Consider the following 12464-nt stretch of genomic DNA (forward strand, 5'->3'; position numbering starts at 1 on the left):
CTTCCCGCGCACGACACAGACCTTCACCTTCACGCACGGGCCGCTCAGCCAGAGCGGCCCGCGCAACCCACCCCAACCAACCACCGCGCACAGGAAGTCGGCGGGGTCGACTTCCCGCGCGCGGGGGTGGGTTCAAGGCCACCGAAATGCGGTTGTACAGCCGGCCGGGACGGAACCTCGCCGCCCACCCGGCCTACCCGGTGGGCTGAAGGGCCGTCACCGCGGCTGCCAGGTCCCGAGCGCCCGGGCGAGCTGCCTGCTCTGCGCGGGTGTGATGCCGTGGGCGAGCTGCCGGGCGAAGCGCGGGCTTCCCGGGACGTCACAGTGGAGGGTCCCGGCGAAGGCGCGCTCACGCTCCGCCGCCCAGGGCCGGCCCCATCGCCGGCGGCCTTGCGGTGCGCTCCAGTGGGCGGGTGCCCAGAGCGGGTGCCGCAGGAGGAAGGCCGCAAGGCGCGCCGCGTTCTGTGGCGGAGTCCCGACGGCGACCAGCGCAGCCCGCACCACCTCGGTGGCGTCCGGCGGAAGTCGGGCGTCGCCGAGCGTCGGCAGGAGGAGCAGCAGCCGCGCGGACGGGTCGTGCACACCGGGCGCGGCGTGGTCCGGCGTGTCGGCGAGGTGGACCAGCTCCCGCCAGGACAGGCCCGGCCCCTGCCGGCGTTCCGGCTCCGGGAAGCGGGTGTCGACGGCGGCGAGACGGCCCCGCACCCGGCCCCAGCCGGGGTGGAGGACCAGGTACTCCGTTCCCCAGTCCGTCGGCAGGTCGCAGCTGTACAGCAGCACCGCGTGCCCGCCTCCGAAGGGCAGGCGCGCCTCCAGTCCCTCCAGCATCGCCGTCTCCCAGGCGGCGTCGGCCTCGGCGACGTCAGTGCCGAACCACCCCGCGACCAGCTCGCGCTCCGTGTCGGCGACCGCGCAGTGCCGGGTCAGGTACGCGGCCCACCACGGCGGTCGGGCCGCTGTAGGGTCGTCTGGTCCGTCGTGCAGCACCGGGCCAGGCTCTCACACCGCGTCACGCAGGACCGGTGCCCACCGGGGCCCATGGGCCCCGGGCGGCGACCGGCCCCGGGCGGCCGTGCGGGGCCGCCCGCACACAGGCGGCCCCGCATGGCCGCCGTCCGCTCGGCGGCGTGTCCCCTCGGGCGCTGCTCGCCGACGCGCGGCGGCAGCGCGTGGTCGGCTCCTGCCGGGATGCGCAGGAAGTCGGCGGGGCCGACTTCTCGTGCACGACACAGGCTTTCAGGCGCGGGGCCGCTCAGCCGGAGCGGCCCGCGCAACCCACCCCAACCAGCCACCGCGCGCAGGAAGTCGGCGGGGTCGACTTCTCGTGCGCGGTGGGGTTCAGGTGCGGGTGGCTTGGGTGCGACAGTGGGTGAGGGCGTACTTGAGGCGGGGGTCGGGGTTGGGGGTGGTGGTGAGGAGTTCGCCGGCGGTGGTGAGGGTGGTCCAGTAGGTGGTGGGGTCGCCGGTGCGGGGCAGGGGGTGGGTCGCGGCGAGGGAGAGGTAGGCCGCGGTGAGGTTGCCGGTGGTGAACCAGCGCTGGAGGCCGTGCTGGTGGCCGGGGCGGATGCCGCCCAGCGCCTCGATCGCGGTGAGGAAGAGGTCGACGACGGCGCGGCCGGTGGCGTCGAGGGCGACGGGAATGTCGAAGACGCCGAGGGCTTCGAGGAGTTCACCGGTGTCGGCTTCGGAGTCGGGACGAGGGTCGGCGAGGAGGGCGTCGTGGCAGTCGGCCAGGCGTCGGATGGTCTCGGCGTGGGGGATGTCGAGGGCCAGGCACACGGCCCGCGCGACGGGCAGGGGCTGGTGGCCCAGGCGGGCGAGGAGCGCGTAGGTGGCGGCGGGGGTGGCGCCACGGGAGAGCGTGTGACGGGCGAGGGTCGCGAGGTTCACGGGGGGCTCGGGCTTTCAGACGGTGACGAGGGCAGGCGTGGGGGTGGGGGCGATGTGGGCCCAGACGAACTTGCCGATCCCGCCCGGCCGGGAGGCACAGCCCCAGCGTTCGGCGAGCCTGTTGACGAGGAACAGTCCGCGCCCGCGCTCGTCGTCCGGGGACGGCACGTGGAGGGCCGGGCACCCGGAGCCGGCGTCGTGGACTTCGAGTCGGAGGCGGGAGCTGACGAGCGAGAAGCGGACCTCGATGTGCCGGTCGTCGGGCGCGTCGGAGTGCTGAACGGCGTTGGCGAAGAGTTCGCCGAGGAGGAGTTCGGCGGTGTCGCCGTACCGTTCGCCCGAGGGCAGCCCGGAGAGGTAGGCCCGGAGCATGTACCGGGCCATGGGCGTGGATTCGACGCAGGAGTCGAGGCGCGCGACGAACATGCGGGGCCGGTGAGTTTTGAGCATGGTGAAGTGCCTCAAGGGGTGCGCTGGGCGGCTATTGCTGAAGCGAACGGCCGGACCGTAGCCATGGAGGTCCGACCGTGGGGTTCTGATCAGCGGGGGACCCAGTGAAGGGCGGGCTGGTGGCGGCTTGCAGCTGACGGAGCGCCCGGGTGCGGGGCAGGGCGCAGCGACTCATGCATGGGAAACCCCCGGCGAGCACGGCGATAGATAGATCACCCAGAGTGCAAAACGAGCCACTCTCAGTGAGTCCGCTGCTACAGTCTCGCACTCGGGATGGAATTGCAACATGCGCTATCACCGTCAATTGACGATGGTGGCTAGCTGGCGCCCATCGCTTGCAGACGGCAGACTTGACGAGGCATCAGTCGCAGCTGATAGGGGTGGGGCATGGACGAAGAGGCCACGAACGAAGAGCAGGACGAGCGCCCCTCCGGCGTGCCGTTCCTTCGACATCTCCTCGGCGGCCGGCTCCGCCGGATCCGCGAACGCAACAAGCTCACCCGCGAACAGCTCGGCGACGCCCTTGGCCTGTCGGCCGCGATCGTCCGCCGCCTGGAGACTGGCCGGAACATCATCAAGGTCCACGATGTGAACTCGTGGGTCACTCAGTTCAACCTGGACCAACCCACTGCCAACTCGCTCAGGGAGATGGCTAAGCAGAGCAAGGAACACGGCTGGTGGACTGACGAGGACATGCACCCGTCGTTCAGCGCCCTGGTCGAGGCCGAGAAGCTGGCGAAGCTCGTCAAGAACTGGGAACCCAACATCCTGCCTGGGTTGTTGCAGACCGCCGCCTATACCGAGGCTGTCATTTCCCGCGAACGCTTCCTGCTGAAGGCGGACAATCCGCTGCCACTCGAAAAGGTCGTCGAACGCACAGAGCTACGCAAGCAGGTGCTGTTCGGTGAGAGGGCGCCTCAGGCCCGCTTCATCATCGGCGCCGGCGCCCTCCGCATGCTCGTCGGCGATCACGATGTGATGTGCCGCCAGCTGGAGCATCTGATCGCGGTATGCGAGATGGACAACGTCACGATTCAAGTGCTCACCGAAGAATCCGGCTACCACGTCGGAGCAGCCGGTTCCTTCGCTGTCTACCTGTTCAGCGACCTGCCCGGCGATGGCGTCGCCTACACCGAACAGAACCTGGCGTTCGCGGACCGTCTCGCGAATCTCACCCGTCGCAACCGCCAGTTCGAGGTCCTTATGTCCCAGGCGCTCGACCCCGCAGCGAGCCGGTCATACTTGCAGGCAACCCTGACGAACAGTACGAGTTGGGGACAACTGAGAGGATGACCATGCACGACGGCACCACCCTCGACCAGGGCGGCTACAGCTGGGCCAAGTCCAGCTACTCGGCCGGTGAGAACGGCAACTGCGTCGAGGTCGGCCGAACCCCGGCCGGCACCGTCCCGGTGCGCGACACCAAGCAGCACCGGCGCGGCCCCGTCCTGGAGTTCACCCCCGCGGCCTTCCAGAACTTCCTCGACGCCGTCAAGGCAGGCGAGTTCCCGGTCCAGCCGTAACGGGTGAATGGTGGATGGGTGGACCCTGGCGAATCAGCCGCCGGGGCCCACCCATCTTCTTGCATACCACCTGGCCGCGACAATGAACGCAAGTGGCCCCCACAACAATTCCGACGGGCCCACTGAATCGTCAACTGACGCATAGCGGCCCTGTCTCAGGTGCCGACCTCCAACCGACAGTCCTGCGCACCCGCGCGCACCAGGGGCACTGGTCAGTCGGGGCGCCTCGACGCAGCAACAAGCCGACGAGCGAACCGAGCTGCTGCTCCACAGGAAGCGAGTCCTCACACGCGATCCCGCACCACTCATCCATGTGGTCATAGACGAAGGGGCGTTGCGGCCGGCTATCGGCAGCCGCGACGTCATGGTCGAGCAACTGCAGCACCTGGAGATGCTTGCGACTCGACCTCGCGTACTTCTTCAGGTCAGCCCGTCCTCACTGGGCGAACTCAGGCCGTTTGCCCACCCGATTACGTTGCTGACGACGCCGAACAGGGCCATGGTTGGCTACGGGGAGACGCAGAAGCGGGGCTTCCTTGAACGCGATCCGGAGACACTGGCCGCGTGGGCCAGTGAGTACGGTCACCTCCAGGTCGAGGCGTTGTCCCGGGCCGCGAGCATCGAGTTCGTTCGAGAAGTGCGGAAGGGTTTTGAACATGGCTGACCTGCACAACGCCGCTTGGCGCAAGAGCTCGTACAGCGCCCAGCAGGGACAATGCGTTGAGGTGGGGATCGGGTCCTCCAGCCAGGTTCCCGTCCGCGACTCCAAGGACCCCGAGGGCCCCACCCTGGCCTTCCCGGTCGACGCCTGGTGGAACTTCGTCGTCGCCGTTCGCTCCGGCGAGTTCGGTGACGACTGACGCATCATGTGGACCGGCTGGAGCGGGACACCAGCACAGTGACAGCCGCGTTGGCGGCCTACTATCAGCTACAAACACATGCCCTTTCACAGGCGGACTCGGTGGCGATGACCCCGCGAGCTACGGAGGCGATATGACCCTCGACTGGTTCAAGTCCAGCTACAGCAGCAACGGCGGGCAGTGCATCGAGGTATCCGACAGCCTGCCCGGCGTCGTCCCTGTTCGCGACTCGAAGGACCCCGAGGGACCCACCCTGGCCTTCCCGGCCGACGCCTGGTCGAACTTTGTCGTCGCTGTTCGCAGCGGCGAGTTCGGCGAGGTCTGAGCCCCCGGTCCGGCATCCGTGGGCCCGGGCCGCGAACGGCCCGGGCCCGCGGTCTGTTCCTTCGCCGTCCACCTGTTCAGCGACCTGCTTGGCGATGGTGTCGCCTACACCGGCCAGCACCAGGCCTTCACGGACCGTCTCGCGAATCTCACCCGCCACAGCCGCCCGTTCGAGGTCCCCATGTCCAGGCGGCTCAGCCCCGCAGCGACGCGGTCATACTTGCAGGCAACCCTGACGAACAAGCCGAGTCGGGGACGACGGAGAGGATGACCATGTACGACGGCATCACCCTCGACCAGGGCGGCTACAGCTGGGCCAAGTCCAGCTACAGCAGCAGCGAGAACGGCAACTGCATCGAGGTCGGGGTGACCCCGGCCGGCACCGTCCCGGTGCGCGACACCAAGCAGGACCGGCGCGGCCCCGTCCTGGAGTTCACCCCCGCGGCTTTTCAGAACTTCCTCGACGCCGTCAAGGCGGGCGAGTTCCCGGTCCAGCCGTAGCGGGTGAATGACGGATGGGCGGACCATGGCGAATCAGCCCCCGGGCCCGCCCACCTCGCAACTGGTCCCACAGCAACTCCGGCAAGCCCGCCTGAATCGCGCCGATGGTGGCGAACATCCGCAGACGCCTGGCCGGCTGGCGCTGCGGGGTGATCCCCGCAGTGCGCCAACCACCGGCCGCTGATCCCTGCTCGTGATTCCAAGGAACCCAGCGAACCGGCCTCGACCTTCGCTACCGAGGCCTGGGCGTCGTTCGTCACCGCCCTCCGCAGCGGCGAGTTCGGCGAGATCCGAGCCGAAACCTGGGAGGAGACCGGACAGGCCGTCGCCGCACCGGTGCGCAGGAAGTCGGCGGGTCAACTTCCTGCGCACCGGTGCGGCGCGTTCGACCGCTTCGCCGGTCACGTCGGGGACGGCGCCTCCACGAAGCGGGCGCCCGGGCCGGGGGCGCGGCGGACGTCCTGCGGGGCGAGGTGGCCGTGGCCCGCGGCGCATTCCAGGACGACCCTGACCGGGGCGTCGCACGGGTTCGTGTCGTCGGCGGGCTGGTGGCGCACGACGACCGACGGGCCCTGGGGATCGGCGAGGTAGGTGTCGCCCCACTCCAGGAGCGCGATGAGGGTCGGGCGCAGCGCGTGGCCCTGTTCGGTGAGCTCGTAGGCGAAGCGCTGGCGGTCGCCGGGTTCGCGGTAGGGGACGCGGCGCAGGACTCCGGCGGTGACCAGGGTGTCGAGTCGGTTGGCGAGGAGGTTCTTGGCGATGCCGAGGCGGGTGTGGAACTCGCCGAAGCGGTGGGCGCCGTCGAGTGCCTCACGGACGATCAGCAGGGACCAGCGTTCCCCCACCACCGAGAGGGCGCGTGCCACCGAGCAGTTCACCGGGTCGATCCGCCGTGTCTCCATGGGGCCAGCCTACCGATCTGGGTTTACGAACTGCACTCAGCGGAGGTAGCCTCCGGTCAGGTTCTGAGTTTAAAAACTAAACCCACAGGGGGTTCGGCCATGCCCATGCTCGACGTGTACGTTCCCGACGGTGCACTGCGGCCCGACGCCGAGGCGGCGCTGATGGAGCGGATCACCGAGATCCTGATCCGCCATGAGGGGTTCGACCCCGCCGATCCGGTGGCCCGGTCCGTGTCGTGGCTGTTCCTGCACCGGCCGGCGGCCGTGTTCGTCGGCGGGAAGCCCGCGGACGCGCCCCGCTACAAGGTCGTGCCGTCGGTACCCGAGGGGCAGCTCGACGAGCGGAAGCGGGCGGGTGTCATCGCCGAGGTCACCGAGGCGATCCTGGACGCCGAGGACGGCGCCTGGCCGCGCGATCCCGGCCGCGTCTGGGTCTTCCCCACGCAGATCCCGGAGGGCCACTGGGGCGGCTGGGGGCGGATCAGGCCGCTGGCGGCGATCCTCGCCCGGCTCGGCGGCGACGGCGACAGCGGTCGCGCCCGGGCGCTGGCGCGTGAGCGGATCGCCGCCAGCCGCGCCGAACGCGCCCTGCTGCCCTGACCCCGGCGCTGCGGGCCGCGCCGTGCACAGGAAGTCGGCGGGGTCGACTTCCTGTGCACGACGGGCCGCTCGACTTCCTGTGCACGGTGGGCGGGCCGCTCGGTGCTGCGGGCCGCCCGCGCGCGCCGGGCCGGTCAGGCCGGGTGGACGAGGCGGCTCTCGTAGGCGAAGACCACGGCCTGGATCCGGTCGCGCAGGTCGAGCTTGTGCAGGATCCGTCCCAGATGGGACTTCACGGTCGCCTCCGCGAGGTACAGGGCGGCCGCGATCTCGGCGTTGGACAGGCCGCGGCCCACCTGGACGAGCACCTCGCGTTCGCGGGCGCTGAGCCGGGCCAGCCGCTCGTCGTTCTCGGCGCTGCGGCCGCCGGGCAGGTGCGGGCGGGCGTTCTCCAGCAGGCGGCGGGTGATCCGCGGGGAGATCACCGCGTCGCCCGCGGCGACGTTGCGGATCGCGGTGAGCAGCTCCTCGGGCCTGGTGTTCTTCAGCAGGAAGCCCGAGGCCCCGGCGTTGAGCCCGGCGAAGGCGTACTCGTCCAGGTCGAAGGTGGTGAGGATCAGCACCCTGCTGCCCGGGCAGGCGCCGACGACCTGGCGGGTCGCCTCGATCCCGTCCATCCCGGGCATCCGGACGTCCATGAGGACGACGTCGGGGCGCAGCTGCCGGGCGAGGTGGACGGCCTGGGCGCCGTCGGCGGCCTCGCCGACCGGTGCCATGTCGGGCTGGGCTTCCAGGACGGTGGCGAAGGCCATGCGCAGCAGTGCCTCGTCGTCGGCGATCAGGATGCGGATCGTCATGCGGGCACCGCCGCGCCGCTGTCGAGGGGGTCGACGGGGCCGTGGGGGTCGACGGGGTCGAGGGGGTCGAGGAGCAGGCGGGTGTGGACCGCCCAGCCGCCGCCGGGCCGGGGGCCGGCGCGCAGTGTCCCGCCGTAGGCGGCGGCGCGTTCGCGCATGCCGGGGATGCCGTGGCCGGGGCTGCCGTGGCCGGGCGGTGCGCAGGCGGGCGCGGAGGCCGGGGCGGGGGGTGCGGGGTGCGGTGGGTGGGGGCCGTCGTCGGTGACGTCCACGGTGACGGCCGCGGTCGTGCACCGCAGGCGGACCATCGCGCGGGTGCCGGCGGGTGCGTGCTTGAGGGTGTTGGTCAGGGCTTCCTGGACCAGGCGGTAGACGGTGAGCCCCGCGGTGGCGGGGATGTGGGTGTGGCCGCCGTGGACGTCGAGGCGGGTGGGCAGTCCGGCGGCGCCCATCTGGTCGGCGAGGGCCTGGAGTTGGGCGATGCCGGGCAGCGGGTGGCGTTGCGCGTCGGGTTCGTCGGTGCGCAGGACGCCCAGGGAGCGCCGCATGTCGGTCAGGGCCTGCCGGCCGGTCTCGGATGTGCGGAGCATCGCGGTGGTGGCCCGCTCGGGCGAGCGGTGCTGCGCGTAGAGGGCGGCGTCGGTGAGCGCGACCATGACGGACAGGTTGTGGGTGACGATGTCGTGCATCTCCCGGGTGATGCGGGCGCGTTCCTCGGCGACGGCCAGTCGCGCGCGCTGTTCGCGCTCCCGTTCCAGGCGTGCGGCGCGTTCCTCCAGGGCGGCGAGGTAGGCGCGTGTGGTGCGGGCGTTCACGCCGAGGACGGCGGCGGCGACGGTCGTCGCGGTGAGGGCGACGAAGGGGGTCAGGAACGCGCCGTCCGGTGCCCAGCGCAGGCAGGCCAGCAGGACGCCCGTCTGTGTGACGGCCGCGGCGAGGAGCGTGCCGCGTCGGCCGGTGTGCGCGGCTACCGTGTAGAGGGCTATCAACAGGGCGATGTCGGCGGGGAGTTGGACGCCCATCAGCCACTGGACGAGGGCCGCGGCCGCCACGGCGCCGAACACGGCGAGCGGGGCCCGGCGCCGCCACGGCAGGGGCAGCACGAGGGCGGCGGTCAGGGCGGCGGCCGCCGGAAGTTCGTGCGGTGCGCGGGTGGTGACGGCGTTGAGGAGCAGGAGCGCGGGCAGCAGCGCCTCCCACACCGCGGGCGGCAACCGGGAGGCCCGGCGCCCGGCGGCCGCCACCGGTCGCGCCGCGCGGGCGCGGGCCCGGTCGGCGCAGCCCGTCAGCCGTGGGGCCGTCCTCGCCCAGCGCGCCCGCGCCCGTGTCCGGTCCCAGCGGTCCAACTGGCGGGCCCGGTGGGTCTGCTGGGTCTGGTGGGCCTGGCCGGGTTCGGCGGCCGCCTCGGTCATCGCACGTCCCTGTCGATTCGGCGTCATGGCTCACGGCCGCCCCCGCCGGGCCGGCCGCCGCGAACTGCCGGCCCCGGGCCGGCCGGGTACGGGGACCGTACGCCGCGCGCGCCGCCCGGCACGTACCGCGGCCCTGTCACGGTAGGCCGCGGGAGCGCGCGGCACATGATCCCACCGTCGGAGCGCACAGTGCCGGGGTACGACCGCAGGAGGAGCCCGACCACCTCCCGTGGTCGCAGGCCGGGCACGCCGCGGCGTGCCCGGGTGCCGCCCGCGGTCGTACGGGCGCTGGCGCGCACTGCGCCCCCGGTCGCAGTGCGGCGGCCACCGGTGGGCGATGCGGCGGCGCGCGCCCGGCGCCGAGCATGACCGGGTGACCGAGAACACCGCGGGACTGCCCATGTCCCCCCTGGAGATCCTCGCCCTGCTGGGCGCCCTCGCGCTGGTGGCGGCGCGCTGGCTTCCCCCCGCCGCCCGGGCGCGCGCCACGATCGCGGCGGTGGCGGTCCTCGTGCCGTGCGCCGTCGCGCTGGGCGTGACGGGGATCCGCTGGCAGCTGCTGCCGGTGCTGGCCGGCGCCGCCCTCGCGCTGCCGTTCGCCCTGTTCCCCCTGCTGCGCCCGCTGCGGCGCCGTCCCGGCCGGCGTGGCGGGCCCGCTGGTGGCTGGCGCTGCCGGCCTCGGCGGCCTGCGCCGGGTTGATCGCCGCGGGCCCGCTGTCCGCCTGGGCCTTCCCCGTGCCCGTGTTCCCCGAGCCGTCGGGCGGTTTCGCGGTGGGCACCCGCGTCGTGCAGTGGACCGACCAGGGCCGCCCCGAGACCTTCACCGCCGATCCGGACGACCGGCGCACCGTCGTGGTCCAGCTCTGGTACCCGGCGCGGCAGGGCCCCGCGGGCGCGCGGCGGGCCCAGTACCTCGGCCGCACCCGGCAGGAGGCGCGCACCGTCGCCGCGGCGCTGGCCGGCGGCGTCGGTCTGCCGGGCTTCCTGATGGACGGTGTCGCGCGGGCCCGCAGCCGCTCGGTCTTCGACGCCCCGGTGGACGGTGGGGGCGAACGGTTCCCGGTGGTGCTGTTCTCGCCCGGCTCGGGCGGGGTGCGCACCCAGAACACCGCCTGGGCGGAGGAGTTGGCCAGCCACGGCTACGTCGTCGCCGCCCTCGACCACCCGTACGACTCCGCGGCCGTCGTCCTCGCCGACGGCCGCACGCTCACCTCCGAGACCTCCTCCAGCGGCGACCGGGACAAGGACGAGGAGCCGGCGGCCGGCTGGACGGCGGTGCGGGCCGCTGACCTCGGCTTCGTCCTCGGCCGGCTGGAGGCCCTGGACCGGGGCGAGGGCGCCGACCCGCTGGCCGGGCGCCTGGACACCGGCCGGGCCGCGGTGGCCGGCCACTCCATGGGCGGCGCGGCCGCCCTGCAGGCGGCCCGTCAGGACCGCCGCTTCCAGGCCGTCGTCGACCTGGACGGCTTCCCCCACGGCCCCGCCTCCCCCGCCCTCGGCCGGCCGGTGCTCGCGCTCACCCAGGCGCTCACCCCGGCGACCGACCCGCGCTACCTGCCCCGCCTCACCGGGGCGCTCGCCTCCACCACCGCGACGAGCTACCGGCTCACCGTCCCCGGCGCCGCCCACCTCACCTTCACGGACGGCCCCCTGTACCTGCCGCCGGTCCCCTCGCTCGTCGGCTCCCTGGGCCGCACCGAGGGTCCGCGCGTCGTCGCCGCGGCCACCCTCGCCTTCCTGGACTCCGCCCTGCGGGGCGACCCCGGCGACCCGGCCGACGTCCTGCGGGCCTACGGCAGCCTCGGCGTCGTGCGCCCGGGCGGGGGCGGGTGAGACCCGGGCGACGGGCGGGGCCGGACGTGCCGGGGCCCCGTTGACGGGCGCACCGCGCCGCTCTACAACGGGGTCCAGACCCCGGACGCGGTGGGCCGTGCCCCGGCACGGCCGCCGGGGCGAGCCCGCGAGGGCCCCGGAAGGCCCCCGGGAAAGCCCCCCAGGAGGCCCCGAAAGATCCTGAGAGATCCTGAGGAACAAGGCATGGCTCCAGAGCTGCCCGGTGCTGGACATGACCGCCCGGGCCCCGCACCGGCAGAACGCGCGGCTGCGCGCCGCCGGGCCCGCCGTGCGGGCCGAACTCCCCGACGGGATCACCGCCTGGTCGGTGACCCGCGGTTCGGTGATCCGCGCCCTGGCCGGCGATCCGCGGATCTCGCGCGAGCCGCGCAGGCACCGGCCCGGTCTGGCGGCGGTGCCCGAGGGGTGGCCGATGGGGCCGCTCGCGCTGCAGCAGAACTTCTTCAACCTGTACGGCGACGAGCACCGTTCGGGCCGGCGGCGGATGACGCCCTCGTTCTCGCCGCGCCGGGTGGCCGCGCTGCGGCCGGGGATCGAGGCGACGACCGCCGACCTCGTCGCCGCGCTGCGCGACCTGGGCCCGGACGGGGCCGTGGACGTGCGCCTGGCCCTGTCGCGGCCGCTGACCATGACGGTGATCTGCGACCTGTTCGGCGTGCCCGCCGACCTGCGACCCCGCATCGGCGGCGCGATGGACATCATGGTGACGACGACCACGACGACCGAGCAGACGGCGCCCCACCGGGCGCGGATCGACGTGGCGCCGGCCGAACTGCTGGACCGCAAACGGCGCGAGCCCGGACCCGACCTCGCCAGCGACGTGGCCGCCGTCGCCACCGGCGAGGGCACGGGCCAGAGCGAACAGGAGTCCCGCGACACGCTGTTCCTGATGCTCGGCGTCGGGTACAAGACCGCGGTCATCCGCCGGGGCGAGTCGATCCTGCTCGGCTTCGGCGCGGCCGGCCGGGACCCGCAGCTCCAGCCGGACCGGCCGGACGACTTCGACCCGACCCGCCCCAGCAAGGAGCACCTGGCCTTCGGCCACGGCCCGCACTTCTGCCTCGGCGCGCCCCTGGCCCGCCTGAAGGCCGAGGTCGCCCTGGACGGCCTCTTCAGCGCCTACCCCGGCACCGGCCTCGACCCCTCCAGGCCGGCGCCCGCCCGCATGGAGCCCGCCGTCGTCAACGGCCCCGCCGAACTGTGGATCGTCCCCGAGCCCGCCGCAGCCGCCCCGGCCCCCTGATCGGAGCCGGGCGGAGCCGGGCGGAGCCGGGCGGAGCCGGGCGGAGCCGGGCGGAGCCGGGCGGAGCCGGGCGGAGCCGGGCGGAGCCGGGCGGAGCCGGGCGGAGCC

Annotated in this window: 14 protein-coding genes and 2 pseudogenes; 10 read left to right on the top strand and 6 right to left on the bottom strand. The window is 73.3% G+C overall.

The window, feature by feature from the left end:
- Nucleotides 1–216: 216 nt before the first annotated feature.
- The 3 genes from ACIQ87_RS10435 to ACIQ87_RS10445 all read right to left on the bottom strand — a co-directional run bounded on the left by ACIQ87_RS10435 (nucleotide 217) and on the right by ACIQ87_RS10445 (nucleotide 2316).
- Nucleotides 217–987: a hypothetical protein gene (locus ACIQ87_RS10435; RefSeq protein WP_402404482.1), complete on the bottom strand. Its 771-nt coding sequence runs from the start codon at nucleotides 985–987 to the stop codon at nucleotides 217–219.
- A gap of 351 nt (nucleotides 988–1338) precedes the next feature.
- Nucleotides 1339–1890, bottom strand: a complete 552-nt coding sequence (locus ACIQ87_RS10440) for a hypothetical protein (protein ID WP_402404485.1) — start codon at nucleotides 1888–1890, stop codon at nucleotides 1339–1341.
- A gap of 15 nt (nucleotides 1891–1905) precedes the next feature.
- Nucleotides 1906–2316 carry an ATP-binding protein gene (locus ACIQ87_RS10445; protein WP_402404488.1) on the bottom strand — a complete coding sequence of 137 codons (411 nt, stop codon included), beginning with the start codon at nucleotides 2314–2316 and terminating at the stop codon, nucleotides 1906–1908.
- Nucleotides 2317–2727: 411 nt separating this feature from the next.
- Here ACIQ87_RS10445 and ACIQ87_RS10450 point away from each other — a divergent pair, with 411 nt between their 5' ends.
- From ACIQ87_RS10450 to ACIQ87_RS10480, 7 genes and pseudogenes are all read left to right on the top strand, one after another.
- Nucleotides 2728–3633 carry a helix-turn-helix domain-containing protein gene (locus ACIQ87_RS10450; protein ID WP_402404491.1) on the top strand — a complete coding sequence of 302 codons (906 nt, stop codon included), beginning with the start codon at nucleotides 2728–2730 and terminating at the stop codon, nucleotides 3631–3633.
- A complete protein-coding gene (locus ACIQ87_RS10455; RefSeq protein WP_402404493.1) occupies nucleotides 3630–3863 on the top strand; it encodes a DUF397 domain-containing protein in 234 nt (77 codons plus the stop codon). Before ACIQ87_RS10450 ends, ACIQ87_RS10455 begins: the two co-directional genes overlap by 4 nt.
- 262 nt (nucleotides 3864–4125) lie before the next feature.
- The gene (locus tag ACIQ87_RS10460) at nucleotides 4126–4527 is read left to right on the top strand and encodes a DUF5753 domain-containing protein (protein ID WP_402404560.1); all 402 of its coding nucleotides are present in this window, start codon (nucleotides 4126–4128) and stop codon (nucleotides 4525–4527) included.
- Entirely contained in the window at nucleotides 4520–4723 is a 204-nt protein-coding gene (locus ACIQ87_RS10465) for a DUF397 domain-containing protein (RefSeq protein WP_402404496.1), read from the top strand. Before ACIQ87_RS10460 ends, ACIQ87_RS10465 begins: the two co-directional genes overlap by 8 nt.
- 133 nt (nucleotides 4724–4856) lie before the next feature.
- On the top strand, nucleotides 4857–5048 hold the full coding sequence (locus tag ACIQ87_RS10470; protein ID WP_402404498.1) for a DUF397 domain-containing protein: 192 nt from the start codon (nucleotides 4857–4859) through the stop codon (nucleotides 5046–5048).
- A gap of 266 nt (nucleotides 5049–5314) precedes the next feature.
- Nucleotides 5315–5548 carry a DUF397 domain-containing protein gene (locus ACIQ87_RS10475; RefSeq protein ID WP_402404501.1) on the top strand — a complete coding sequence of 78 codons (234 nt, stop codon included), beginning with the start codon at nucleotides 5315–5317 and terminating at the stop codon, nucleotides 5546–5548.
- A 183-nt stretch (nucleotides 5549–5731) separates the two neighbouring features.
- Nucleotides 5732–5806 (top strand): annotated as a pseudogene (locus ACIQ87_RS10480) (DUF397 domain-containing protein); the annotation flags it as partial.
- A 143-nt stretch (nucleotides 5807–5949) separates the two neighbouring features.
- Here ACIQ87_RS10480 and ACIQ87_RS10485 read toward each other — a convergent pair.
- Nucleotides 5950–6450 (bottom strand): winged helix-turn-helix transcriptional regulator, encoded by a 501-nt coding sequence (locus tag ACIQ87_RS10485; protein ID WP_402404504.1) that lies wholly within the window; start codon nucleotides 6448–6450, stop codon nucleotides 5950–5952.
- Nucleotides 6451–6549: 99 nt separating this feature from the next.
- Here ACIQ87_RS10485 and ACIQ87_RS10490 point away from each other — a divergent pair, with 99 nt between their 5' ends.
- Nucleotides 6550–7050: a hypothetical protein gene (locus ACIQ87_RS10490; RefSeq protein WP_402404507.1), complete on the top strand. Its 501-nt coding sequence runs from the start codon at nucleotides 6550–6552 to the stop codon at nucleotides 7048–7050.
- A 134-nt stretch (nucleotides 7051–7184) separates the two neighbouring features.
- Here the strand turns inward: ACIQ87_RS10490 and ACIQ87_RS10495 are convergent, their stop codons facing one another.
- Nucleotides 7185–7847 carry a response regulator gene (locus ACIQ87_RS10495; protein ID WP_402404510.1) on the bottom strand — a complete coding sequence of 221 codons (663 nt, stop codon included), beginning with the start codon at nucleotides 7845–7847 and terminating at the stop codon, nucleotides 7185–7187.
- Complete coding sequence (locus tag ACIQ87_RS10500; RefSeq protein WP_402404513.1) at nucleotides 7844–9259, bottom strand: sensor histidine kinase; 1416 nt, start codon at nucleotides 9257–9259, stop codon at nucleotides 7844–7846. The genes ACIQ87_RS10495 and ACIQ87_RS10500 overlap by 4 nt, the downstream gene beginning before the upstream one ends.
- A gap of 337 nt (nucleotides 9260–9596) precedes the next feature.
- On the opposite strand from ACIQ87_RS10500, the pseudogene ACIQ87_RS10505 reads away from it, so the two are divergent.
- Nucleotides 9597–11092, top strand: a pseudogene (locus ACIQ87_RS10505) (alpha/beta hydrolase family protein).
- Between the two features lie 232 nt (nucleotides 11093–11324).
- Entirely contained in the window at nucleotides 11325–12356 is a 1032-nt protein-coding gene (locus ACIQ87_RS10510; protein WP_402404563.1) for a cytochrome P450, read from the top strand.
- The last annotated feature ends 108 nt before the right edge of the window (nucleotides 12357–12464 follow it).

Source organism: Kitasatospora sp. NPDC096204 (assembly GCF_044763205.1).
GTDB lineage: Bacteria > Actinomycetota > Actinomycetes > Streptomycetales > Streptomycetaceae > Kitasatospora.